The sequence below is a fragment of the Arthrobacter sp. E44 genome, assembly GCF_041877125.1.
Classification (GTDB): Bacteria; Actinomycetota; Actinomycetes; order Actinomycetales; family Micrococcaceae; genus Arthrobacter.
This window is the reverse complement of record NZ_JBHDJA010000038.1, coordinates 1-23,957: the sequence shown is the minus strand read 5'-3', so window position 1 is coordinate 23,957 and position 23,957 is coordinate 1. Positions and strand designations below refer to the sequence as shown.

The following is a 23,957-nucleotide window of genomic DNA, read 5'->3' as shown; positions in this document are numbered from 1 at the left end:
GATGGGCCGTGCGTTGGAAGCCCGCTTTGAACGCCTTCGCCATCACCTTCAGCGACCGATTCCCGGCAGCTGAAAACTACTAAAGGAAACCGCCGGATACACCGTTAATGAGATAGTCCCTGATGTGTTTGTTACCAGTCCCTCACGGAACTTCGTCACCCTCCGGATCACTACCGAGGATGGGGTGACGGGGATTGGTGACGCCACGCTGAACGGTCGCGAGCTGGCGGTTGCCGCGTATCTGCGGGAGCATGTGGCGCAGTTGTTGATCGGGAAGGATCCGCATCGGATTGAGGATACGTGGCAGTTCCTGTACCGGAGTGCGTATTGGCGGCGTGGGCCGGTGACGATGGCGGCGATCGCCGCGGTGGATATGGCGTTGTGGGATATCAAGGGCAAGCTGGCGGGGATGCCGGTGTACCAGCTCCTCGGTGGTGCTTCCCGGAGTGGGTTGCGGGCGTATGGGCATGCGTCGGGGGCCGATATTGAGTCGTTGTTTGATTCGGTGCGGGAGCATTTGGAGTTGGGGTATAAGTCGATCCGGATCCAGACGGCGGTGCCGGGGATCAAAGCTGTGTATGGGGTCGCGGCGCAGGCGCAGGCGTCGGGGGAGCGGTATGACTATGAGCCGGCGGGCCGGGGTGCGTTCCCGGTGGAGGAGGACTGGGACACCCGGGCGTACCTGAGGCACCTGCCGGGGGTGTTTGAGGCGGTGCGGAATGAGTTCGGTCCGGAGATCCCGTTGTTGCATGATGGGCATCACCGGATGACGCCGATCCAGGCGGCGAAGCTGGGCAAGGCCCTGGAACCGTATGACTTGTTCTGGTTGGAGGACTGCACCCCGGCGGAGAACCAGGAAGGGCTGCGCCTGGTGCGCCAGCACACCACGACGCCGCTGGCGATCGGGGAGATCTTTAATACGGTGTGGGATTACCAGACGCTGATCAAGGAGCAGCTGATTGATTATGTGCGGGCGGCGTCCACGCACTTTGGCGGGATCTCCCCGTTGAAGAAGGTGATGGATTTCGCGGCGCAGTACCAGATCAAGTCCGGTTTCCATGGGCCGACGGATATTTCCCCGGTGGGGTTCGCGGCGCAGCTGCATGTGGGGTTGGCGATCCATAACTACGGGATCCAGGAGTACATGCAGCATTCGGTGAAGACCAACGAGGTGTTCGAGCAGTCCATGACGTTCGTGGACGGGTACCTGCACCCGGGCGACAAGCCGGGCATCGGCGTGGAATTCAACGAAGAAGCCGCCGCCGCTTACCCGTATCAGCAGGCCTACCTGCCCTACAACCGCCTCGTCGACGGCACCGTCCACGACTGGTAAGCCCTTCCCGTTGACCCCGCCGCCAGCCGGTGTGAGGATGGCGCCATGAACCAGATCGCCGCCTTCTACACCGGCCCCGGGAGGCTTGTAGCGGCCATCAGCGCTGCCCTGGACGCGGCCGGTGTGGACCGCGCAACGCTGCGGACGGCCGATCTCGCTGCTGTTGACGAGTTCCACATCCGTGGCCGCAGGGCAACCCTGGAAATCGTGGAAGCACTCGGACTCACCGCCCAGTCCCATGTACTTGACCTCGGCAGCGGACTGGGAGGTCCCGCGCGGACGCTCGCCGAGCTGACAGGGTGCACCGTCACAGGTGTCGACCTCACCCCGGACTTCTGCCAGGTGGCGGCCGCGCTCTCGGAATGGACAGGCCTGTCCCACCGCACCCGTTTCCAGGTGGGGGACGCAACAGCCACCGGTCTTCCCGACGGGTCCGTCGACGCGTCACTAAGTGTGCATGTGGCCATGAACATCCCCAACAAGCACGCGCTCTATGCGGAAGCCTTCCGGGTCCTTCGGCCGGGCGGCCGGTTCGTGGTTTATGACGTTCTGCAGGGTGAAGGCGGGGCAGTGCACTACCCGGTGCCGTGGGCTGCTGGCCCCTCGACAAGCTTTCCCGCGACCCTGGAAGACATGCGCGAACTCCTCCCCGCGGCAGGTTTTAATGTGATCTCGGAAGTCGACTCGTCGGACGAGAGCCTCGCCTGGTTCCAGCAGATGCTCGCCAAAATCCAACGGGACGGGCCGCCGCCGGTGACGTTCGCGACCTTCCTCGGCGAGAGCTTCGCTCAGATGACTGCCAATCAGGTAGCCAACCTCGCAGAACGGCGCATCCGGACCGTCATGTTTGTGTGCACAAGGCCGTCCTGACGGGTTGTGCACCTTTGAAGCCGGGCGGCGCCTACTCCGCAGCGCCCCACAGCGCTTTACGGAGCAGTCGCTTCAACTCCTGCGACTCCTCCCCGGACAGCACCGCAAGCTGATTCAGCTCCGCAACATCCATGGCAGCGCGGGCCTTGGCGTGCATCTTCCGCCCCTCCGCGGTGGAGACGATGATTTTGGCCCGTCGGTCCTGCTTTCCCTGCGCGCGCTCAACAAGGCCCCGCCATTCCAGGTCGTCCACCAGCGTGGACACTTGGCCCGGCTCAAGGTTCAGGAACTCGGCGACCTCGCGCGGAGTCGGCTCAAGTCCACTGCAAGCCAGCGCCAGGATGGAGAAGGAACGCTCGCGGAGTGCAAAGTCTGCCAGTGCCCGTTTGTTGAGTCCTGCTCCCCTTTCATGCAGCCGGGCGAGAAGGACGCCCACGTCGCTGCCCATCCTGGATGCCGCGAGGCGCGGGGGCTGAATTTCGGTGCCCAAGGCGGCCATCACAACTCCGGTTTTGGTAAAACAATCGTCGACTTATCGAAGGATCCATATTTTCATGAATCGCGGGTGGGAACCGACATCGGCAGAATCTCGGGCAGGCGGCAGCATGTGATGGGGCCCGCCGTTGTTACCGTTCACGGTCATCAATTGGCGGAACCATCCCAGCCGGTGCCAGCATGGTTGGATGCTTGAGGCAACTAAACCCCAGAATTCCCCGGATGGGGCACCCGTCAACCCTGCGCTGGAAGCGGAAAGCAGGATCGCCCGTATCGCCGTGACGGTGTTCCCCATCCTTGTGGTGGCCGCAGGCATCATCGGCTTCCTGCTCCCCGGAGTCTTCAAGCCCATTGCCCCCAGCGTTCCGTACCTGCTGGGCATCATCATGTTCTGCATGGGCCTGACGCTCACGCCGCCCGACTTCGCCGCGGTGGCCAAGCGCCCGTGGGCGGTGGCCCTGGGCATCGTTGCCCACTACATCATCATGCCCGGAGCCGGCTGGCTGATCGCCGGGGCCCTCAACCTTGAGCCCGAGCTGGCCGTCGGCGTCATCCTGGTGGGCTGCGCCCCCTCCGGAACGGCCTCCAACGTGATGGCCTTCCTGGCCAAGGGCGATGTTGCCCTCTCCGTAGCGGTTGCCTCCGTTTCAACGATCATCGCACCGATCGTCACCCCGCTGTTGGTCCTGTTCCTCGCCGGCTCCTACCTCCAGATTGATGCGGCCGGCATGGTGGGGGACATCGTCAAGACCGTGCTGCTGCCGGTGGTTGCCGGCCTCCTCGCCCGGCTGTTCCTCAAGAAGCTCGTCGCGAAGGTGCTGCCGGCACTGCCATGGGCGTCCGCCGTCGTGATCTCCCTGATCGTGGCCATCGTGGTGGCCGGCAGCGCCAGCAAGATCATCAGCGCCGGGGCCATTGTGTTCCTCGCCGTGGTGCTGCACAACGGCTTTGGGCTGGGCCTGGGTTACCTGGCCGGCAAGCTGGGCCGGCTGGACGACAAGGCCCGGCGTGCCCTTGCCTTCGAGGTGGGCATGCAGAACTCGGGCCTGGCCGCCACGCTGGCCACTGCGCACTTCACCCCGCTGGCCGCACTGCCGTCCGCCGTGTTCTCGCTGTGGCACAACATCTCCGGCGCCATCGTGGCTGCCTGGCTGGCCCGGCGTCCGCTCCAGGACAAGCGCGAAGACAGGACAAGCGCCAGCCTCACAAAACAGGCCTGACCAGCGCGATCACCTGTCCACTCACAGGAAAAGCCCGTTTCCCCTCCCCGATTGTGGGTACAGAATCCGGTGGGACAACGTCGTCTTACGCGGTCCCGCCAGTTCCGGACAGGAGATGGACAGATGACTCGGATTGACCGAATAGCTGAACCATGGGGGACAAGGACGCCGTACGGCAGCGGCGGTGATTGGCCGGTCAGGGTGGACACGCACCTGGCCGAGGGGGTGGCTCCGGAGGACGTGGACCGGTGGGTCCAGACGGCGTCGCTCCTCCACTCAAACGGCGACGCCATGGATATCGCCGTCAAGGACAACCGGATCGTCGGGGTGCGCGGCCGGGCCGTGGACCGCGTCAACCACGGCCGGCTGGGCCCGAAGGACCTGTACGGCTGGCAGGCGAACGCGTCCCCTGACCGCCTCACCAAACCCCTTGTCCGCGAGGGCGGAAAACTGGTGGAAACCGACTGGGACACCGCCATGCAGCGCGTGGTGGACCGGTCCAAGGCGCTGCTCGCGGAACAAGGCCCCAGCGCCATCGGCTTCTACACCACCGGCCAGCTCTTTTCCGAGGAGTACTACACCCTGGGCGCGGTGGCGCACGGCGGGATCGGCACCAACCATGTGGACGGCAACACCCGGCTCTGCACGGCGACCGCGGGTGAGGCGCTGAAGGAGTCGTTCGGCTGCGACGGCCAGCCCGGCTCCTACACCGACGTGGACCATGCGGACGTCATCGCCCTCTACGGGCACAACGTGGCCGAAACCCAGACCGTCCTGTGGACCAGGATGCTGGACCGCCTGGCCGGGCCCAACCCGCCCAAGATCATCTGCGTGGACCCCCGCATGACACCCGTGGCCAAGGCTGCCACGCTGCATTTGGCCCCGCGTCCGGGCACGAACGTGGCGCTGATGAACGGCATCCTGCACGAGATCATCAGCAACGGCTGGGTGGACCACGAGTACATCAACGCGCACACCGTGGGCTTTGCGGAGCTCGAAAAAGAGGTCAAGAACTATCCGCCCGCGCTGGTTGCAGAAATCTGCGGCGTTCCGGCGGAGCAGATCTCCGAGGCCGCGAGCATCATCGGCCACGCCGAAAGGCTTCTGTCCACCGTCCTGCAGGGCTTCTACCAGTCCAACCAGGCCACCGCGGCTGCGGTCCAGGTCAACAACGTGAACATCATCCGGGGCATGCTGGGCAAGCCCGGCTGCGGCATCCTGCAGATGAACGGCCAGCCTACGGCAGAAAATACCCGGGAATGCGGGGCCGACGGCGACCTGGCCGCCTTCCGGAACTGGTCCAACGACGCACACATCAAGGACCTCGCAAGGGTTTGGAACATCGACCCTATGTCCATCCCGCACTATTCTCCGCCCACCCACGTCATGCAGATGATGCGGTACGCGGAGGACGGCTCCATTCGGATGTTGTGGGTCAGCGGCACCAACCCCGCCGTCTCGCTGCCAGAGCTGGCACGTATCCGCGGAATCCTGGAACAGGAGCGGCTGTTCCTTGTGGTCCAGGACATCTTCCTGTCCGAGACCGCCCAGCTGGCCGACGTGGTGCTCCCAGCGGCCACGTGGGGTGAGAAGACCGGCACGTTCACCAACGTGGACCGCACCGTCCACCTTTCGGAGAAAGCTGTCGACCCGCCCGGCGAGGCCCGGCCCGACCTGGATATCTTCATCGACTATGCGCACCGGATGGGCCTGCAGGACAAGGACGGGCAGCCGCTGATCAAGTGGAATGATTCCGAGTCCGCCTTTGAAGCCTGGAAGGAATGCACCCGGGGGCGGCCCTGCGACTACACCGGCATCACCTACGACAAGCTGCGGGGCGGATCCGGCATCCAGTGGCCGTGCAATGAGGAGAACCCGGACGGCACGGAGCGGATCTACGCCGACGGGAAGTTCTGGGCGCACCCGGAGTACTGCGAAACCTACGGCCGCGACCTCATCACCGGAGCACCCGTGGACCCGTCCGAGTACAAGGCCCTCAACCCGGAGGGCAAGGCCATCATCAAGGCCGCCGAGTACATGCCGCCGCACGAGCTGCCCAGCCAGGACTTTCCGCTCCAGCTCATCACGGGCCGCACGCTCTACCAGTTCCACACGCGGACCAAGACGGGACGGGCGCCGGAGTTGAACGCGGCGGCACCGGACGTCTGGGTCGAGTTGTCAGCGGACGACGCCGGCGCGTACGGGATTGCCGAGGGCGACCTTGCGGAGGTGGCGACGCCCCGTGGTTCCGTCCGTGCCAAGGTGCGGATCAGCGGCATCCGGAACGGCGTGCTTTTCCTGCCGTTCCATTACGGCTATTGGGACACCGACGGCGGCCACCAGCCGGACGGGGCGGGCCGGGCGGCGAACGAGCTGACCATTACCGACTGGGACGCCGCGTCCAAGCAGCCCATCTTCAAGACGGCAGCTGCGCGCGTCACCAGGGTTTCCGCCGGCGACGGTCCGTCCCCGGCACCCACCACCACAGCCTCGGCTCCGGTGGGCGGTTTTCCGGAAGGGGCCTCGACCAAGGGAATTCCGTCCGCGCTGGCCGATGAGGCTACGCAGATCGCGGGAGGTGCACGATGAAATTCGGGCTTGTACTTGAGGAAATGCACCGGTCCGAAAACGACCTGGCGCACCATTTGTTGACCATCTCCGAACGGCACAAGGTGGACCACGAGGTCTATCACCTGGCCCGGGACCTGGCGCGCTGGTCACAGCAGCATGTCCGGGACATCGCCGCCATGGGCAAGAACTACGGGCTGGACCTTGACCCTGAGCCGCGGGACGAAATGGGATTGATGGAAACCATCCGCGAAAAGGGCAGCGAAATGGTGGGCCGGCGCCCCGAGACCGGCATGCTGCTGCTGCGGGACCTCAGGGAGCTCTACCTGAAGGCCTGCGGCGTATCGGCAGACTGGGAGCTGCTGGCCCAGGCTGCCCAGGGAATGAAGGACAAGAAGCTGCTGGGACTTGCCGGGAAGTGCCACCCCCAGACCATCCGCCAGATGAAGTGGGCCAATGGCAAGCTGAAGGAATCCGCCACGCAGGTCCTGGTCAGTTAGGGGAACCCCGTCAGCTGACGGTCCCGGCGGCGGCCTGGCCGGCGGCGGCCTGGCCGGCGGCGGCCTGGCCGGCGGCGCGGGCTTCCTGCAGGTGTGCCATCAGTGCCTGCAGCTGGTCCGCACTCCAAGGAAGCGGCCGGCTCAGTTCGGCGCTGTTCCCGTTCCACATGCTGCGGGCGGCGGCTTTGGTGCCCTCGCTGCTGTGGAACCTGGAACCCAGTTCATCCCAGCGGTGAACCAGCTCCCTGGCCTCCGGGCTGTTGGCCGGGACGCCGCCGTCGACCTGGCGCAGGCCTTCGTCGACCAGGCCCACCCACTCGGTTCTTGATTGATCGGTTGTTTCTTGCCCGAGCTGGCCGCGCCGCTCGTCGAGTTCCCGTCGTTGGTCCTCGGTGAAGTAGTTCTCAAACATGTTCATCCTTTCCAAGACAGTGGTGAAGTAGGCGGGGCCGGCATCCCCGTGATCGGTAAGGCGTCCCAGCAGATCCCTGATGGTCCGCTGGAGCTGCTCCAGCTGCAGGGCTTGCTCGCCCAAGGCGTTGAGCTGGCGCAGCAACAGCCTTGGCAGCGACTCCGCGTCCCCGCCGTCGGCCCCGTCCAACGCTGCAGCGATCCCACCAAGCGGCACCCCCAGGCTCCGCAGGGTTCGGATGCCGTAGAGGCGCCTCAGGTCCTGCTCCGTGTAGCGGCGGTGGCCTGAAGAGGTCCGGACGCTTGCCCGGAGGAGGCCGATGCTGTCGTAGTGGTGCAGCGCCCTGACGGTGACGCCGGTTGCGGCAGCCAGTTCGCCAATGCTCCAGATGCGCTCGTCCCGATCTTCCATACCGCCAACCGTAGGACCTGACGCGGCGTCAGGTTCAACCTCTGCCGGCAAGCCGCCGTCCCCCTGCTAGCCCTCACATTCCTTGCAGTACTTCTTGCCGTCCTTCTCCCGCGCCAACTGGCTGCGGTGGTGGACCAGGAAGCAGGACATACAGGTGAATTCGTCTGCCTGCACCGGGACCACCTGGATGAGGAGCTCCTCGTTGGAGAGGTCAGCGCCGGGCAGCTCAAAGCTGTCCGCGAGGTCCGTTTCGTCCATGTCGGGAGCGGCCTCCCGGCGGCCGGACTTATCGGACTTGAGCTCCTCCAGGGCGACGTTCGGCTCTTCCTCGGGAGTCACCCGCGGAGCGTCGTAGTCAACTGACATGTGGTGTGTTCTCCTGTCCAGGATTCGGTGCCCAGATTGTTCTGAACAGATCCACAACGCAGGACGCGCGCAACTAATTCCCATGGCCGCGGGTGGATTTCCGAGGACCTCATTCTAAGAATGAATACGGTGGTTGGCCGCCGTGTGGTGGTGATCGAGTCTCCATCCCGGGTAGTAGGTAGACTGGTATACCTACTACCCGCTAGGGAGTCCCATGACTGCTGCAGGCGTTCCGGTCACCCCTTCCACCGGCATTGCGGCACGGCCGCGGCGCCGCGCCCGGGAGCTGCTGCTTGAGGCGGCTGCCCGCCTTTTCTATGCGAACGGCGTGGCCGCTACCGGAATCGATACCATCACCGCCGAGGCGGGCGTTGCCAAGAAGAGCCTCTACAACAACTTCAGCTCCAAGGCAGACCTGGTGACGGGTTACCTCGAAGCCCGGCACGGGGAATGGCTGGGGCTCTACCGCAAGAGGCTGGAATCGGCCCACACCCCGCGTGAACAGGTGCTGGCAGTCTTCGATGCGTACCTGGACCACGCCAACGTCGCATACCAGCACGGGTTCCGGGGCTGTGGGCTCCTCAATGCCGCAGCGGAGCTGCCCGCCAGGGAGCCGGGCAGGGTCGCGGTGCGCCGCCACAAGGAGGAGGTGCAGCAACTCCTCGCGGAACATGTGGCCACCCTGCTGCCCGGACAGCAGGAACGGACGCGGGCAACCGCCGCTCACCTGGCGTTCCTGCTCGAAGGCGCCATGGCCAGGGCAGGCCTGGAGGGAACCGACGTACGCCTGAAGGAGGCGCGGCACATCGCCGGGCAACTGCTGGATGCCCTGTGAGCGGCAGTCAAAACCACCCGAAGGCCCAACTCTGGGGTGCCCTGGCCGTCGTGGCCGCATCGGTCCTCTGGGGCACCACTGGTACCGCTGCCACCTTCGCCCCAGGCGTGAGCCCGCTGGCCATCGGCGCTGCGGCGATGGGCCTGGGCGGTTTGCTGCAGGCCCTTTACGCGGCCCGTCATATCGCGAGCCATTCGGCCGCCCTGCTGGAGCGGTGGCGCCTGGTGTCGCTTGGTGCGGTGGCCGTGGCTGTCTACCCGTTGGCCTTTTACACCTCGATGCACCTGTCCGGCGTAGCAGTGGGAACCGTTGTCTCTATTGGCTCTGCCCCGGTGGCGGCGGCCCTCATTGAACGCTTCGGGGACCGGAAACCCCTGAGCCGGCGATGGGCTCTCGGAGCCCTATTGGGAGTCGGCGGAGCGGCTTTGCTGTCCTTCGCCGGGCACGCACCGGCGGAATCAGCCTCCACAGGGGCGGGCGGCGATCCGTGGACCTCGACGGCGGGCATCCTCCTGGGGCTGCTGGCCGGCAGCACCTATGCCCTCTACTCCTGGGCGGCACACCGGCTGACCGGCCAAGGGCTCACCGCCAGGGCCGCCATGGGTGCGGTGTTCGGGCTGGGCGGGCTCCTCTTGATGCCGGTCCTCGCGGCAACGGGCGGCCCGCTGCTGGAGTCCTGGCGCAGCGTCGGTGTGGGTGCCTACATGGCGGTGGTCCCGATGTTTGCCGGGTACCTTCTGTTTGGCTGGGGCCTGGCGCAGGTCGGGGCGAGCACAGCCACCAGCATTTCCCTGCTCGAAACGGTCGTGGCCGCCGTCCTGGCGGTGCTCGTGGTGGGCGAACGGCTTCCGGCACTTGGCTGGCTTGGCGCCGCCGTTGTCCTGGCCAGCCTGTTCATCCTCACGCCGCGGCGGAAGAGGCCCCGCCCGGGGCCGGGGCGCGTTAGACCAAAACTGTCAGCCGGTGGGCTGGCGCCCAGCGCTTCGGGCCAGCACAGTGGGGCCCAGCAGCAGGCAGGCGCCGAGCCCCAGCAACAGAATCCCTAGCACCACCGCTCCGGGCGCAGGGAGCCCCGCCCCGGCGATGATGAGCACCACGCCGATCAGGGCCGCTGCCATTCCAGGGAACAGTCCGGAGGGAAAACGGCGTGCGGGATAGCCGGACAGCAGCTCCATGGCCAGGTGGGGATCATCCGCGATCAGTCCCAGTTCCAGTTCCTTGAGCAGGCGTCGTTCCTCATCGGACATCGGCATGGCAGGCCCCTGTTTCCCTGGGAGGCGGTATCGATATTGACCGTAGGAGTGTTCTACCGGTTAGTCAATAGCACCAGAGGCAGTGAGCCGGGCCCCCGCGTGCCGGTGTTACCCGGCCACGTCGTAGCGCAGTTCATCCCCCATTACCCGCACGCCCTTGGTGGGTACATGCGGAACCGCCTTGCCCGGCGGCATCAGGTGCTCGACGGGCAGGCCGGCCAGCAGGAGGCAATGATCGGAAATGAGCCGGCGGTGGCAGCGCCACCAGACTGTTTCGCTGCACATGATCGCGGTCCGCGCCGCCTGCGAGCCGGCAACGAGTTCTGCAGCGGCGGCCAGGAAGTCCCCTGTGCGCATGTAACCGGCGTAGGCGCGGAACGATTCGTTCCGGAGGGCAGTATCGGGTGAGTCCGGGAGCAGCTTCCGGAACCCGCCCAGCCGTTTCTCCCAGCGGTAGCCGATGCCCGCGTCGGGCAGCCATTCCGCCATCATGTCCTTGCCGAAGTGCGGATGCTTGCGGCTGCCGGGCCCAATCCGCACGTCCACCAGTGATGTCACCCCCGCGCTCCCCAGCAGCGCGGTGAAATCCGTCTGGGAGGCGGTGCCGTGACCTACCGTGAACAGGGTTTCCATCCCAGCCATCATAGGCAGGCGGATGGCGAGGGATCAGGCAGGCTGTGGCAGGCAGGGTACGACGGCGGCCGGCGGCTATGTGGTTCGCCGCTCCTTGGGTGCCGTCCCCGCCAAGCCGACTACCGCCGTCGCAGTTCCGCGAACTCGATCGAGGGGACAATGGCGCCCGCGTCCCGCTCCACGAAGTTGGTGCCCGGCGGCACCAGGTCGTCGATGGCGTCCAGGACGGACTCGCCCAGCCGGACGTCCGCCGCGCGGAGATATGCGTTGAGGTGTTCCTCGCTGCGCGGGCCGATGATCACGCTGCTGATGGCGGGGTGGGTCAGGGCAAAGCCCACGGCCAGGTCCACCAGGGACAGCTCCAGCTTGTCCGCCAAGCGGGCCAACGAGTCTGCGGCAAGCAGCTTCCGTTCACTGGCGGGCCCGGAGATGTCGTACCGGCCCGGCAAGGTGTGCACCCGGGTGGGCGGCTTGCCCGACTCCAGGACGAAGCTGCCGGACAACCAGCCGCCGGCCAGCGGGCCATAGGCAAGCACCCCCAGCCCGTACTGCTGCGCGATGGGCAGGACGTCCCGCTCATTGCCACGGACCAGCATCGAGTACGGAACCTGATTGCCCAGGGGCGGGATCAGGTGGTTGGTGGTGGCCAGCCACTGCGCCTCGACAAGCTGCGCGGGCGTGAACACCGAGGTGCCGTAATACAGGATCTTGCCCTGGCGAATCAGGTCATTGAGGGTGGTGATGGTTTCCAGGACGTCGGTGTTGTAATCCGGCCGGTGCGCCTGGTAGAGGTCGATCCGGTCTGTTTGGAGCCGGCGCAGGCTGCCCTCCACGGCCTGCGTGATCCAGCGCCGGGAGTTCCCGGAGTGCGCGGGATTGGAGCTCATCTGGCCGTGGAACTTGGTGGCCAGGAAGACGTCGTCCCGGCGGCCGCGGAGCACCCGGCCCACCACTTGCTCGGACTCGCCCTGGGAGTAGACATCCGCGGTATCAATCGCCGTGATGCCCGCGTCCAGCGCGGCGTGGATGATGCGGATGCTCTCATCCGCACCTGTGGGGGCGCCCTGGGGGCCGGTCCCTTCGCCGAAGTTCATGGTGCCAAGGGTGAGGGGACTGATGGGGGTTCCGGACCTGCCGAACACCCGCAGTTCGCTGAGGCTCATCCGTGGTCTCCTCCATCTGGTTGCCATGCCTTGGGTCGTCACGAGGCTACACAGATACGGCAGGCCGCCGCAGAATCCAGCCTTAGTCCTTCGCTTTTCGTCGCAGGGAGTAACGCAGGCAGCGGTAATGACGTTTTATGGCGCGCATGCGGTGGGGAAGAGCGCCTATATTGAGGCATGAGCACCCCTACAAGTGGCGATGAGTTCGTCCAACTGCACGACCTCATCATTGGCAGCAGCAACGTGGCTGACTTCCTGACTGAGCTCTCCACGGTTGCCGCTTCAACGCTCAGTGAATCTGCTGGTGTCTTGATCGAGTGCGGGGTGACGCTCCGGCGCCGCAAGCGCACAGCCACCATTGCCGGCAGCAGTGAACGGGCCGTCGTCCTGGACAAGCTGGAACAGGTTCTGGGGGACGGGCCGTGCATCGCATCACTGGACGCCATGAAGCCGATGGTCCTGTCCGATGTGCGAACCGATACCCGTTGGCCCGCGTACCAGATAGTCCTGGCCGAGAACGGCTGCCGCAGCGCTCTTGGCGTTCCGCTTGCCCTTGATGAGCATCAGTCGGCCGCCCTGAACTTCTTCGCAGCGGAGCCGGATGTGTTTGGCCCCGATGTCGTGCACCGTGCCGAAGGGTTCGCGGACCTGGCCGGACGGGCGTTGCGGCTGGCGCTCCGGATTGCGGACGCCCAGAACCTGGCGGATGACCTGAAGTCAGCGATGGAAAGCCGCACCACCATCGACATGGCCTGCGGGGTGATCATGGCGCAGAACCGGTGTTCCCAGGAGGAAGCCATGGCCCTGCTTACCAAGGCGTCCAGCCACCGGAACCAGAAGCTGCGGGACCTGGCGGGGGAGATCATTGGGCGCGTGAGCGACGGTGCGGTGAGTACGCACTTCGATCCGTAAGCCTGTGACCCCGTCCCGACCCGCCTGCGTGCAGCCCGGGTTTCGCCTCCGCGCCGCCCTGCAATAATCTGAACCAACGGTTGTGCATGGGGGTGTCAGCGCCCGGGTACAACAACAGCAGCACTGTAAGTTCCGGGACCATCACAGACGAGGCGGACACCCATGACGGCTTCAGACCAGCAGCACGCACCACGGCCAGCCATGCCCGCTGACCCTCCCGCCGCTGGCCCTGAACGCGTGGATCCGCACCTGCTGCAGCAACTGGCTGACGCGCACGGCGTGGGTACGTCCTTCCAGGGGTGGGACGGGCTTCCCCACTCCGTTGCGGAATCGACTCTGGTCAAGGTGCTCGCCGCCCTGGGCGTTGTCGCCCGTACCAACCAGCACATCGAGGCTGCGCTGGCCGAGGCGGAACTGGCGCCGTGGCGACGGATGCTGCCGCCCGCCGTCGTCATCAAGCAGGGCGAACCCGCGCAGGTGCCGGTCCACGTCCGGGACGGCGCCACCACGCGCCTAACCGTCACGCTCGAAGCGGGAGCCGGGCTGCGGGAGGCGGTCCAGCAAGACGTCTGGGTACAGCCCCGGGACGTCGACGGCGTCTCGACAGGACGTGCCACCTTCTCCCTTCCCGAGGATCTGCCTTTGGGCTGGCATACCCTGCACGCGGAGTCGGAAGGCGCCACTGCCACCGCAACCCTGGTGGTGACGCCGGCACGGCTGGCCACGGCGAAGCCGCTGGAGGAGCGCCGCGGCTGGGGCCTGGCCACGCAGCTGTATTCCGTCCGTTCAAAGCGGTCGTGGGGCATCGGTGACTTTTCCGACCTCGCAGACCTGGCTGCGATCAGCGGCGCCCGCGGCGCGGACTACGTCCTGGTCAACCCGCTCCATGCGGCGGAGCCGGTGCCGCCCGTCCAGCCCTCGCCCTACTCGCCGTCCACCCGCCGGTTTTTCAACCCGCTGTACATCCGCATCGAGGCCATCCCCGAACTGGCATACCTGCGTCCGCGGAAACGTGCGGCGCTGGAAAAGCTCCATGAGGAAGCGGCAGGGCTGAACAAGGAAGGTGCCCGGCTGGACCGGGACGCCGTGTACGCAGCGAAGCTACAGGCCCTGGAAATGCTGTACCACACGCGCCGATCACCCGCCCGGCAGGCCGCCTTCGATGAATTCTGCCGCCTCTCCGGCAGCGGACTGGAGGATTTTGCGCTCTGGTCCGCCATCCGCGAGGACCTCCCACCCGGCGATCCGCTCTGGAAGGACCCTGCGTACGCCATTGGGAGGCCCGAGGCGGAGGCGCTCCGGGAGAAGCTGGCGGACCGGATCGGGTTCCACCGCTGGCTGCAGTGGATTTGCGACGAGCAGCTGGAGAACGCCCAGCGCACCGCGCTGCGGTCCGGGATGCGGCTCGGCGTGGTGCACGATCTCGCCGTTGGTGTGGACCACAGCAGCGCCGACGCCTGGACGCTGCGCGGCGTGCTGGCCCCCAACACCAGCGTGGGCGCCCCGCCGGACATGTACAACCAGCAGGGCCAGGACTGGGGCCAGCCGCCGTGGCACCCCGCCCGGCTGGCGGAAGCCGGCTACCAGCCGTTCCGCAACATGCTGGCCAACGTGCTCCGGCACGCCGGGGGCATCCGCGTGGACCACATCCTTGGCCTGTTCCGGCTCTGGTGGATTCCCATGGGGAACGCTCCAGGGGACGGCGCCTACGTCCGCTACGACCACGAGGCACTGATCGGCATCCTCGCCCTCGAGGCGCACAGGGCCGGGGCCGTGGTGATTGGCGAGGACCTGGGCACCTTCGAGCCGTGGGTGCGTGATTACCTCGCGGCCCGCGGCATCCTGGGCACGTCCATCCTTTGGTTTGAGTACGACGGCGATTCACCCCTTGCGCCCGAAAAGTACCGGACGCAGGCGCTGGCCAGCGTGAACACCCACGACCTTCCGCCCACCGCCGGCTACCTCGCCGGGGACCACGTGGGGCTGCGGAGCAGGCTGGGGCTGCTGGAACGGTCCGAGGAGGAAGAACGCGCCGAACATAACGCCTCGTTGGAGAAGATGTTCGCCCTGCTGCGCGAGCACGGTTACCTTTCCGAGGGCGCTCCCGGAAGCGCGACCGGGCAGGCAACGGAGGAACACACCATCGAGGCACTGCACCTCCTGCTTGCCCAGGCGCCGTCGGTACTGCTCGGGGTGGCCTTGGTGGATGCGGTGGGGGAGCGGCGGGTCCAGAACCAGCCCGGCACCACGGAGGAGCTGTATCCCAACTGGCAGGTTCCGCTGGGCGGCCCGGACGGCAAACCGGTCTACCTTGACGACCTTCCCGGCAACAAGCGGTTCAATGCACTGCTCGCGGCGGTCGAGGGAGCAATGCACCGCCAATGACCTGTACGGGCCCTAACCGGACGTGAAAACACCGTGGCCCCGCCGCTCCTGGAAGCGGCGGGGCCACGGTGTTTGTTTCGGGGCTGGAACTAGCCTGCGGTGATCACGTGCGTGAAGTGGTCGTACCGGAAGGTGGCCGGACCGCCGTCGTGCTTAAAGACGATGTTGGCCCCAGGCGTTGCGCCTCCCGCCCCATAGCTCACGTCCCACGATTTGTTGAGCGCGGCCTTGAACTCGTAGCTTCCTGCCGGGAGATCCGGCACGGTTAGTTTCCAGACGAGGTCCGCCGGGTCGAGCACCAGCTGTGCCTGGGTGCAGGACGGCTCCCAGTCCGAGGCGCAGCCCAGTTCGCTGTCCATGCTTCCGGCTACCGCGACGGCGCCCGGTTGCTGCGAGGCGTATACGGCGCTGAGCAGGTGGGTGCTGTTGTCGTAGCGGAAGGTGACGCGCCCGCCGGGGTGGTCCAGCACGATGTTCTGCCCGTTGAGCTGGCCATCCGCGCCGTAGTTTTCGTCCCAGCCGCCGTTAAGCGCGGCCTTGTATTCGTACTTCCCGCTCGGGAGGTCTACGGTCAGGCGCCAGATGCGGTCTGGCGGGTCAAGGATCATCTTTGCCTGCGGGCAGGCCGGATCCCATTGGGCGCTGCAGCCCATTGCCTGGTTGAGCGATCCGGCAACCGTGACCGAGTCGGGCTGAGGGGCCTGGCCTACAGTGACCGTCCTCGTCCCGCTGGTGACGCTGAAGCCCGTGCCGGTCATGGCGGCCCGGTACTGGACTTTCGTGCCATCCGCCAGCGCGGACACGTCATCGGTCGCCGAGTAGACGGGCGACGACGGGTCAGTGCCCACTGCGGTCCATTCCCCGCCGTTGACGCTGCGCTCGAACGACACCACATGGCTGGCCTTCTCCGGATCAGCGGTGGCGCTCAGTTCGACTTTGCCTTCCACGCTGCTGCCCTCGGCGGGCTTCTGCAGGGTCAGGACGGGGGCGGGGACGCTTGCTGAGCGGCTCTGGCTGGTGGCGGTGTGGCCGCCGTTGTCCAGCACCGTGGCGCGGTACTCCAGCGGGGTGCCGGCGTCCAGGGCCGCCACGTCGTGGAACACCTGGTACGGTGCGGTGTCGTCGGTGCCGATCGGCTGCCAATCTCCGCCTGCCGTCCTTGCTTCAAAGGTGACCTCGTAGAACGAAGCACCGTCGACGTCGGCCGTTACGTTGATGCGCCCGTTGTCACCTTGGGCGGCGGCGGGCTGCTGGAGGGCGACGGCGGGGGCTGCCTTGGAGTGCGGGATCCGTCCGGAGGATTCGTAGACGGCGGCGGAGAGCGGCGGCACGGTCACGGTCAGTTTCGCGTCGTCCGAGGTCTTCACCTCGTCTGCGCCCTGGCCGTAGATGCGCGTGTAGCTGCGCTTCGCGATGTAGGTGGGGACCTGCGCCGTCTGCGGCTGTGCGCTGTTGTTCAGGGCCACCACGTATTCGCGCTGGTCCTGCGCGTCAGTGCGTGAGAAGGCGTAGATGCCGGGCCCGTCGGAGGCGTAGCGGTGCTGGTGGGCGCCGTTGCGCAGGGCCGGGTGTTCCTTGGTGAGGGCCGCCAGTTCCTTGATCTTGGCGTAGAGCGGGTGGTCCGGGTTGAAGTTGTCGGTGGCGTGGGTGGCGTCCGTGCCCAGCAGGTCGTCGTCAAGGTAGTCCGGCACCTTGCTGGCGAAGAGCGTCTGGCGCGCATCCTGGTCACCGCCGGGGCCGGTGAAGCCCTGTTCGTCGCCGTAGTAGACCACCGGGTTGCCGCGGGAGAAGTACATCAGCTCGTGGGCCAGTTCGTCCCGGGCCACCTTCTCGGCATCGGTGGCGGCGGGATTGTCCTGCGCGATGAAGCTGCCGATGCGGCCCATGTCATGGTTGCCCAGGAAGGTGGGCAGTTCGTAGACGTTGGAGTCGGCGTCGGTGTACCAGTCGTCTCCGGCGAAGAAGGCCTGCAGCGCCTTGGCGTCCTGGCTCTTGGAGGCGAAGTTGCGGGCCGCGTCCTGGAAGGGGAAGTCCAGGACCGCCTGCATCTTGTTGCGGGTGGTGAACTGCGAGGTGAAGCTCTTGCTGGTGTCGAAGACCTCGCCGAACATGAAGAACTCGTCTTTGCCGTGTTCCTTGGCGTAGCTGAGGATGTTGGGGCCGAATTCCTGCCAGAACTCATTGTTGACGTGCTTCATGGTGTCGATGCGGAAACCGTCCACGCCGAAGTCACCGATCCAGGACTTGTAGATGTCCTCCATGCCACGCACAACGGTGGGGTTTTCGGTGAAGAGGTCATCGAGGCCGAAGAAGTCCCCGTACATGGAGTCCTCCCCGGTGAAGGTGGTATCGCCGCGGTTGTGGTAAAGCGTGGGGTCGTTCAGCCAGGCCGGAACCTTGAGGTTCTCCTCCCCGGGGGCCAGGACGGGCTTGTAGGGGAACGAGGTGTTCGCGTCGAGCTTGGGGAAGGTTCCGGTGCCTGCGTAGTCGCGGTCATCGAATGCTTCGCCGGAGGCCGTCTTGTAGGGGACGGCGTCCTTGGACACGTAGCCCTTGCGGTCGCCCTCCTGGTAGCCGATGACGTCCGCTGTGTGGTTGGTGATGATGTCGAAGTACACCTTCATGCCGCGGGCGTGGGCTTCGTCGATGAGGCTTTTGAGTTCGTCATTGGTGCCAAGGTGCGGATCGATCTGGGTGAAGTCGGTGATCCAGTAGCCGTGATAGCCGGCCGACTTGTCCTCAGGCTGGACGGCTTTGTTCTTGAAGCTGGGGGTCAGCCAGATGGAGCTGGTACCGAGTCCCTGGATGTAGTCGATCTTGCTGCGCAGGCCGGCCAGGTCCCCGCCGTTGTAGAAGCCCTTCTTCGTCGGGTCGAAACCGGAAACCATGGGGTCCGGGCCCAGCCCGCCCTGGTCGTTGGCGGTGCTGCCGTTGCTGAACCTGTCCGCCATGACGAAGTAGAAGTTCTCGTCGGTCACCGGACCGCGGAGCGAATGGAGGGCGGACACGGACCCGTTGCCTTTTATGCCGGTGCCGTTGGAACCAGCGCTGTTGGTGCCGGGGCCATCCGGACTCGGCACGGCATGGGCCGGGAGGATTGCAACGGAGAGGGCGAGGCCGGCTGCCAGGAGGCCGGCTGCCGATCGGGCGGCGGCGGCACGTGCGCAGGTTCGCCGGCCGGGGGCGGATTGTGTTCCTGCCGGCATTGCCGGCAGTTGGGCGCGTGGGGGCGCGCCGGGAGGGATGCGGAATAACAAGGGAGAGACCTTCCTGGGAAGCAGCGCTGCTGTACAGGCTTGCCGTTGACATGGGGATGCGGCAGGAGGGTGCACAAGACAGCACACTGTCGTGTGAACCGAGTCACAACTGTAAGCGCTTGCACTGGATTACTCCAGTGTTTAGGGAAGGTCAGTTAGGTTGGGGCTGCCCGGCGCTCTAGCTGGCAGTGGCAGGAGTGGTTGCAGGCCCGGTTGCAGGCACCAGGGCCGTGGGCGATGGGGTGGGCAGGTTATGCAGCATCGGGCCTGGGAGGCCGGTGGCAGGATCCAACTCGAAGGTGGCGATGTTGTCCGACCGTTCGTGGGCCACGTGCAGCCAGCTTCCCCGGACCAGGTGGTGCCGCGGCCAGTTCCCGCCGCTGTCGATGTCCTTGACGGGGATCAGTTCGGTGCCGTCAGCTGCAACTTGCAGGACGCTGATGACGTTTGAGCCCCTGACGCCGGCGTAGGCAAAGTTTCCCTGCGGGTCAAGGCAGATTTCGGCGGCGGAGTCGCCTTCCTGGCTGCCGCCCGCCGTTGCCGGTCCACGGAATACCAGCTCATAGGTGCCCGCTTCGGGGCGGACCACGAAGACCTCCGCAGAGTATTCAGACACGATGAAGACGCTGCCGGAGGGGTGCTCCACCATGTGGCGCGGGCCGCTGCCATAGGGGAGGACCACCTCATGGTCGGCCACCAGTCCGGTTCCCGGCTCGTAGTTCCAGATGCGGAGGGTGTCGTGGCCCAGGTCCGTGGTCATGACGCGGCCGTCACGCAACATAAGGCTTGCGTGGGCCCGGCTTTGCCTCGGGTTTCCAGGAGAAAGGGCGCTGTGGGGGTCAACCGACGCTGCAGCGGGGAACCGACCGGTCATGCCGCCGTCGGCATCCAACTCGTAGAGGAGGACCTGACCGTCGCCCCAACACGCGGCGGTGACAAAGCGGCCGCGGGGGTCGACGGCAATGTGGCAGGTGGCTTCACCGGCAGCCTGTGGTTCCCCGTACGGTTCCAGGCCGAAGTCCCCCAGTCGCCGGTACGCTTGCACCTTCCTGCGCTGCTCGGCCGCCGCGTACACCACTGGCAGTTTGGGGTGCACCGCCACAAACGATGGCGACTGGGCCTCCACTGCCGTCCCTAACCATTCGAGGCTTCCGTCCTGGTGCGCGCGGGCGGCACCGATGCCGTCCGCGCGGCCGCCGCCGTCGGGAGTATAGGTGCCGATCCAAATGATGTTGCTGGCTGCCCCGTTGGTCATGGTTCCATCCTGCCAACAGTTGGCCACTATTTCCTGATACCAGGCCGCCGATTAGCATGGGATTTCCGACAGCGGCAAAGGAGGTGGGTGACATGACGACTGCATTCATCTCGATCGTGCCATCCCTGCGCCGTTCGGAGAACTGGGCCTAGCCGGCGTGGAGTTGCCCGCAGCCTCACCGGAGAGCGCCGCTCTGCTTCCTCCCAAATCGCGGGCTGTTCACACCTTGTCCACATCACCTGGCTTCGACCAGGTCGTCTCCCTGCTGCGGTCGGTGGGTTGTGTGTTTGCTGAAGAGGAAGCCGCGCTCCTGTTTGCCGAGACGACCACCACCACGGAACTTTCCCGGAATATCCAGCGCCGGATGGAGGGGGTTCCCTTGGAGCACATCTTGGGCTGGGTGGATTTTTCAGGTGCCCGGGTTTCGGTTGAGCCCGGCGTTTTCGTGCCACGGCGCCGCACGGAGTTGCTGGTGCGCGAAACCTTGAGCGTGCTGCGGGACGATTCACTGCCGGCATCCCCGGTTGTGGTCGACCTCTGTTGCGGTTCCGGTGCGGTGGGAGCTGCCATTCTCCGTCAAGCCCCGCAGGTGGAGTTGCATGCGGCGGATATCGAGCCGGCAGCGGTGCGGTGTGCCCGGCGTAACTTGGAACCCCGCGGTGGCCGGGTGCATGCCGGGGATTTGTTCGAGGCTCTTCCACTTGGACTGCGTGGCCGGATCCGGATCCTGACTGTTAATGCTCCATATGTGCCCACGGTAGCCATCCGCACCATGCCGCCGGAAGCGCGCCTTTATGAACCTGCGGTTTCACTCGACGGCGGTCCTGATGGCCTGGACTTTCACCGACGGATTGCTGCTGAAGGCATCCGATGGCTGGCTGCAGGCGGTCATGTCCTCATCGAAACCAGTAAGCGGCAGGCAGCCGGCACCTCCGAAATCCTGGCCGCAGCCGGGTTCGCCATACGGACGGTTCGTGCGGAGGAACTGGATGGGACCGTGGTTATCGGACGCGTGATTCCGGCGCGTATGCGGCGTTAGGTCTCACCGTTCCAGCACAGTCCAAACCGAGACCCGTCAATACAAGGCGGCGTTAGCTTCCCGCCTTTAAGCTCAGTGCCAGACCAAGGTGCCGTTCAAATCCTGGACGGCACTAGCTTCTCCCTTTGCAGCTTAGCCTCACACAGAGAACCGCCCGATCCCAGGCGGAAGGAGGCCCAACTGTTCGTACGCGCCCATCAGAATGGATCTTCCATGACGGCCTGGCCACCGCCGCGAGGTGGGGGCCAACCAACCGACGACCGAAGTAGCGCGGGAACTGCTTTGGGCAGGTTTCATTTGTGTGGGTGGGGTGGTGGTGGTGGTTTGAAGTAGTGGTTTTGTTGGGGTGTTTGGTGGGGGTCGAGGTGGGGTGGGGGGATGAAGGTGGGTGTGTGGTGGACGGTGGTGATGGTCCATTGTTCTTTGTGGATGAGGTGGTGGTGGTGGCTGCAGAGCAGGACGCCGTTGTTGGTGGTGGTGGGTCCTTCGTGTGACCAGTAGGTGATGTGGTGGGCTTCGCACCAGGGGGCGGGGATGGTGCAGTTGGGGAAGGCGCAGCCTTGGTCGCGGGCGGTGAGGGCCAGGCGTTGGGCGGGGGTGAAGAGGCGGGTTTTGCGGCCGAGGTCGAGGATTTCGCTGTTGGTGCCCAGGAGGGCGGGGATGATGTCGGCGTCGCATGCGGTTTTGCGCAGGGTGGCGGCCGCGACGGGCCCGGTGAACATGAACGTGCCGGTCCCGGCTGGTGCGGGGTGGCCGGTGCCAGCGGCTGTTGCCGTGGTTGTGCCCGTTCTGGTGGTTGTGTCCGTTCCGGGTTTCGCTGTTGTTGGTCCTGCTTTTCCGGCGGGGGTGGTGGCGTTGTCTGGGAATAGGTCTTGGTAGTGGATGGTGGCGATGATTTGGGGTCGGTTGCCGCCGGTGGTGGGCAGGGTGTTGGTGGTGAGGGCGGCTTTGGCGGCGGTGACCAGGCCGTCGAGTTGTTTTTGGGCGCGGGTGCGCCGGTCCAGGTCCGGCAGGGCGGTGTGCCATGTTGCGCTGCCCGTTGCCGTGCTCCCCTCGGTGCCGGCCTCCGTACCGGTGTCCATCCCTGCGGTGTGCCCTGTGCCTGTGCCCGTGCCTGCACTGCCTTCAGTTCCCGTGCCCGCCCTGTCGGCTGTGTCATTCCCTGTGCTTGGGCTGGTGTTGCCGGTGGTGGTGCGGGGGTTGGTGGCGGTGTTCATGACGGTGAGGAGGTGTTCGTATTGGTCGGTGGTGGCGAAGATTTCGAGGTGGTGCAGGCCGTGGCGGGGTTTGCGGATGAAGGCGCCTTGGGTGTGGCGGAGGGCTTCTTCGGTGGGTTCGGTGCCGTCGGCGTCGATGGTGTCGGTGCAGCGTTGGGCCAGGCGGGTGAGGAAGTCGGGGTCGGTGGTTGTGGCGGCTGTTGTGAGGTGGTGTTCGATCCGGTCCAGGGTCTCTTCGGTGGTGTGGTGGCGGAGCCGGTCCAGGGTGGCGGTGATGATGGTCGCTGCGTGCGAGGACACGGCCGGGCCCGGCCCGGTTTCGATGGTGGTCCCCTCGACGGTGGTTGCGGTTTCGGTGTTGTTCCCGGTGGGGGTGAGGGCGGCGGCGAGGTGTGGCCGGGTTGGCGGGAGTGGTTCGCCGGTGATGCTGGTGCCGGGCAGGACGTGGTGGGCGAGGGCGAGGCGGCGGCGGGCTTCGCGGATGGGGATCTGCAGGCGCAGGCGGAGGAACTCTGCGGTGTTCCGGCACCCGTCATCGGCAGGGGAGGTGTGCGAGGTTTCGGTGGTGTTGAGGGTTTCGACGCCGTGGGCGTCCCACCCGGTGATCCAGCCCGTGGACCGGCCTGCGGAGGACGAGGCTGCGCGGGACTGGGCTGCGCGGGACCGGCCTGCCCGGGTTTTGGCGGTTGCGGCGTCGTTGATGGCCTGGGTTCGGGTCCGGTCCACAGCCCCGGCTGCGAGGAGTTGGAGGTACTCGATGGAGCGGGCAAGGCCCTCGACCCGTGCGGCGAAATCTGCAGCTTCGGCATGGCTGGCGGTTGCCAGCAGCCCGGGGGCGTCCAACGCAGCGGCAGCCAGCTGTGCGGCCAGCCCGTCCAACACGTCCTGCTCCCCGGGCCCCGAAGCTGATGGCTGCACAGGTTCCTCGCTGGGGACCGGGTGAAGGTGGGCCGGGCGCGGCAGTCGACAGCCGGCGTCGTACGCCCTCCCAAGATCTTCCCCAATGGCCTCCATGACCCCACTCTGCCAGCCACCACCGACAATCAAGAGACCCCAAAACCCCTATGTGGAAAACATGGAGTTACGGCAGCGTCCGGGAATCTTCTCCGGAAGGTGCTGGATTAAACACTGCCGGCCGCCGCGTCCCCCAAGGATCGCGACGGCCGGCAAGGCGATTCAGTTGTAGCACAAAGCCTGCTCAGTCCCATGTCACGCGGCGGTGACCGAGTAATGAAACGGGAATCAGGCCTTTGCGCCGGTCCCATCGGAGGTACCAAGATTGGTGGTTTCCGGGTGGGTGCTGTGCGCGGGGATGTGGTCTTCGCCAAGGCCGCCCGCGGCTGTTGTAGAGGTACCGGTGGAGGTACCGGCAGAAGTACTGGCCGCAGCGGAAGAGTCGCCGCTGGACGAGCCATCCCGGTTCACGGCAGAACCAAGCACTGTCCCTGCCCTGCGTGCGGCTTCGCCTAGCTGGCCCGCCACTTCAGGTGCTTTTTCCTTGATGGCCTCCGTAGCTACGGAAACTTTGTCCTGGACCGGCTTGCTGTCCCAGACGCCGGCCGCACGGGCCTTCAGCTTGTCGTAAGCAGCACGGCCTGACCGCGAGCCGAGGACATAGCCGACGGCAACGCCTACACCCAAAAGAAGCTTGTTTTTCACGATGAACTCCTGCTCTGCGAGAAGGTTGTCAGTCCCGGCGGAGGAGCCATGATGGCTCTTCACGGTTCGTGGTGAATGTTCTGCCGTGAAGGATGTTCATGCCGCTGTTCTGGCGGCACTGCGCAACAGGATACGCGTTTTGTAGTTGCGTGCGTTGGTGAATCCCCGGCCGGT

The 23,957-nt window shown here is 65.9% G+C and carries 20 protein-coding genes; 10 read left to right on the top strand and 10 right to left on the bottom strand.

What is annotated here, in order from left to right:
- Window positions 1-112 precede the first annotated feature (112 nt).
- Both manD and ACETK3_RS20700 read left to right on the top strand, forming a co-directional pair.
- On the top strand, window positions 113-1,333 hold the full coding sequence (gene manD, locus ACETK3_RS20705) for a D-mannonate dehydratase ManD (protein ID WP_373993542.1): 1,221 nt from the start codon (window positions 113-115) through the stop codon (window positions 1,331-1,333).
- A gap of 45 nt (window positions 1,334-1,378) precedes the next feature.
- A complete protein-coding gene (locus tag ACETK3_RS20700; RefSeq protein ID WP_373993541.1) occupies window positions 1,379-2,203 on the top strand; it encodes a class I SAM-dependent methyltransferase in 825 nt (274 codons plus the stop codon).
- A 31-nt stretch (window positions 2,204-2,234) separates the two neighbouring features.
- Here the strand turns inward: ACETK3_RS20700 and ACETK3_RS20695 are convergent, their stop codons facing one another.
- On the bottom strand, window positions 2,235-2,702 hold the full coding sequence (locus tag ACETK3_RS20695) for a MarR family winged helix-turn-helix transcriptional regulator (RefSeq protein WP_373993540.1): 468 nt from the start codon (window positions 2,700-2,702) through the stop codon (window positions 2,235-2,237).
- Window positions 2,703-2,886: 184 nt separating this feature from the next.
- Here ACETK3_RS20695 and ACETK3_RS20690 point away from each other — a divergent pair, with 184 nt between their 5' ends.
- The 3 genes from ACETK3_RS20690 (at window position 2,887) to ACETK3_RS20680 (ending at window position 6,986) form a co-directional block, all read left to right on the top strand.
- Window positions 2,887-3,918, top strand: coding sequence for a bile acid:sodium symporter family protein (locus tag ACETK3_RS20690; protein WP_236800713.1), 1,032 nt, complete (start codon window positions 2,887-2,889; stop codon window positions 3,916-3,918).
- Window positions 3,919-4,041: 123 nt separating this feature from the next.
- Window positions 4,042-6,507, top strand: coding sequence for a molybdopterin oxidoreductase family protein (locus tag ACETK3_RS20685; protein ID WP_373993539.1), 2,466 nt, complete (start codon window positions 4,042-4,044; stop codon window positions 6,505-6,507).
- Complete coding sequence (locus ACETK3_RS20680; protein WP_236800715.1) at window positions 6,504-6,986, top strand: hypothetical protein; 483 nt, start codon at window positions 6,504-6,506, stop codon at window positions 6,984-6,986. The genes ACETK3_RS20685 and ACETK3_RS20680 overlap by 4 nt, the downstream gene beginning before the upstream one ends.
- A 10-nt stretch (window positions 6,987-6,996) precedes the next feature.
- On the opposite strand, the gene ACETK3_RS20675 is transcribed toward ACETK3_RS20680, so the two are convergent.
- Complete coding sequence (locus tag ACETK3_RS20675) at window positions 6,997-7,809, bottom strand: MerR family transcriptional regulator (RefSeq protein WP_373993538.1); 813 nt, start codon at window positions 7,807-7,809, stop codon at window positions 6,997-6,999.
- Window positions 7,810-7,875: 66 nt separating this feature from the next.
- A complete protein-coding gene (locus tag ACETK3_RS20670; protein WP_018772148.1) occupies window positions 7,876-8,175 on the bottom strand; it encodes a DUF4193 domain-containing protein in 300 nt (99 codons plus the stop codon).
- 214 nt (window positions 8,176-8,389) lie between these two features.
- Between ACETK3_RS20670 and ACETK3_RS20665 the strand changes: the two genes are divergently transcribed.
- Window positions 8,390-9,010, top strand: coding sequence for a TetR/AcrR family transcriptional regulator (locus ACETK3_RS20665; RefSeq protein WP_373993537.1), 621 nt, complete (start codon window positions 8,390-8,392; stop codon window positions 9,008-9,010).
- Window positions 9,007-10,056, top strand: coding sequence for a DMT family transporter (locus ACETK3_RS20660; protein WP_373993536.1), 1,050 nt, complete (start codon window positions 9,007-9,009; stop codon window positions 10,054-10,056). Before ACETK3_RS20665 ends, ACETK3_RS20660 begins: the two co-directional genes overlap by 4 nt.
- On the opposite strand, the gene ACETK3_RS20655 is transcribed toward ACETK3_RS20660, so the two are convergent.
- The 3 genes from ACETK3_RS20655 to ACETK3_RS20645 all read right to left on the bottom strand — a co-directional run bounded on the left by ACETK3_RS20655 (window position 9,967) and on the right by ACETK3_RS20645 (window position 12,059).
- Window positions 9,967-10,263: a DUF3040 domain-containing protein gene (locus tag ACETK3_RS20655; protein WP_236800720.1), complete on the bottom strand. Its 297-nt coding sequence runs from the start codon at window positions 10,261-10,263 to the stop codon at window positions 9,967-9,969. The two genes, ACETK3_RS20660 and ACETK3_RS20655, sit on opposite strands and share 90 nt — an antisense overlap.
- A 108-nt stretch (window positions 10,264-10,371) precedes the next feature.
- The gene (locus ACETK3_RS20650; RefSeq protein ID WP_373993535.1) at window positions 10,372-10,896 is read right to left on the bottom strand and encodes a DUF488 family protein; all 525 of its coding nucleotides are present in this window, start codon (window positions 10,894-10,896) and stop codon (window positions 10,372-10,374) included.
- Window positions 10,897-11,015: 119 nt separating this feature from the next.
- Complete coding sequence (locus ACETK3_RS20645; protein WP_373993534.1) at window positions 11,016-12,059, bottom strand: aldo/keto reductase; 1,044 nt, start codon at window positions 12,057-12,059, stop codon at window positions 11,016-11,018.
- A 177-nt stretch (window positions 12,060-12,236) separates the two neighbouring features.
- Here ACETK3_RS20645 and ACETK3_RS20640 point away from each other — a divergent pair, with 177 nt between their 5' ends.
- Both ACETK3_RS20640 and malQ read left to right on the top strand, forming a co-directional pair.
- Complete coding sequence (locus tag ACETK3_RS20640) at window positions 12,237-12,971, top strand: GAF and ANTAR domain-containing protein (protein ID WP_236821093.1); 735 nt, start codon at window positions 12,237-12,239, stop codon at window positions 12,969-12,971.
- Between the two features lie 162 nt (window positions 12,972-13,133).
- The gene (gene malQ / locus ACETK3_RS20635; RefSeq protein WP_373993533.1) at window positions 13,134-15,356 is read left to right on the top strand and encodes a 4-alpha-glucanotransferase; all 2,223 of its coding nucleotides are present in this window, start codon (window positions 13,134-13,136) and stop codon (window positions 15,354-15,356) included.
- Window positions 15,357-15,445: 89 nt separating this feature from the next.
- Here malQ and ACETK3_RS20630 read toward each other — a convergent pair whose 3' ends face one another.
- Both ACETK3_RS20630 and ACETK3_RS20625 read right to left on the bottom strand, forming a co-directional pair.
- Window positions 15,446-18,562 carry an alpha-amylase family glycosyl hydrolase gene (locus ACETK3_RS20630; protein WP_373993532.1) on the bottom strand — a complete coding sequence of 1,039 codons (3,117 nt, stop codon included), beginning with the start codon at window positions 18,560-18,562 and terminating at the stop codon, window positions 15,446-15,448.
- Window positions 18,563-18,791: 229 nt separating this feature from the next.
- Entirely contained in the window at window positions 18,792-19,868 is a 1,077-nt protein-coding gene (locus tag ACETK3_RS20625) for a lactonase family protein (protein WP_373993531.1), read from the bottom strand.
- 226 nt (window positions 19,869-20,094) lie between these two features.
- On the opposite strand from ACETK3_RS20625, the gene ACETK3_RS20620 reads away from it, so the two are divergent.
- Window positions 20,095-20,907 (top strand): putative protein N(5)-glutamine methyltransferase, encoded by an 813-nt coding sequence (locus tag ACETK3_RS20620; protein WP_373993530.1) that lies wholly within the window; start codon window positions 20,095-20,097, stop codon window positions 20,905-20,907.
- Between the two features lie 293 nt (window positions 20,908-21,200).
- Here ACETK3_RS20620 and ACETK3_RS20615 read toward each other — a convergent pair whose 3' ends face one another.
- Together ACETK3_RS20615 and ACETK3_RS20610 are read right to left on the bottom strand one after the other, a co-directional pair.
- Window positions 21,201-23,138: a DUF222 domain-containing protein gene (locus ACETK3_RS20615; RefSeq protein WP_373993529.1), complete on the bottom strand. Its 1,938-nt coding sequence runs from the start codon at window positions 23,136-23,138 to the stop codon at window positions 21,201-21,203.
- A gap of 228 nt (window positions 23,139-23,366) precedes the next feature.
- Complete coding sequence (locus tag ACETK3_RS20610) at window positions 23,367-23,783, bottom strand: YtxH domain-containing protein (protein WP_236800736.1); 417 nt, start codon at window positions 23,781-23,783, stop codon at window positions 23,367-23,369.
- Window positions 23,784-23,957 lie beyond the last annotated feature (174 nt).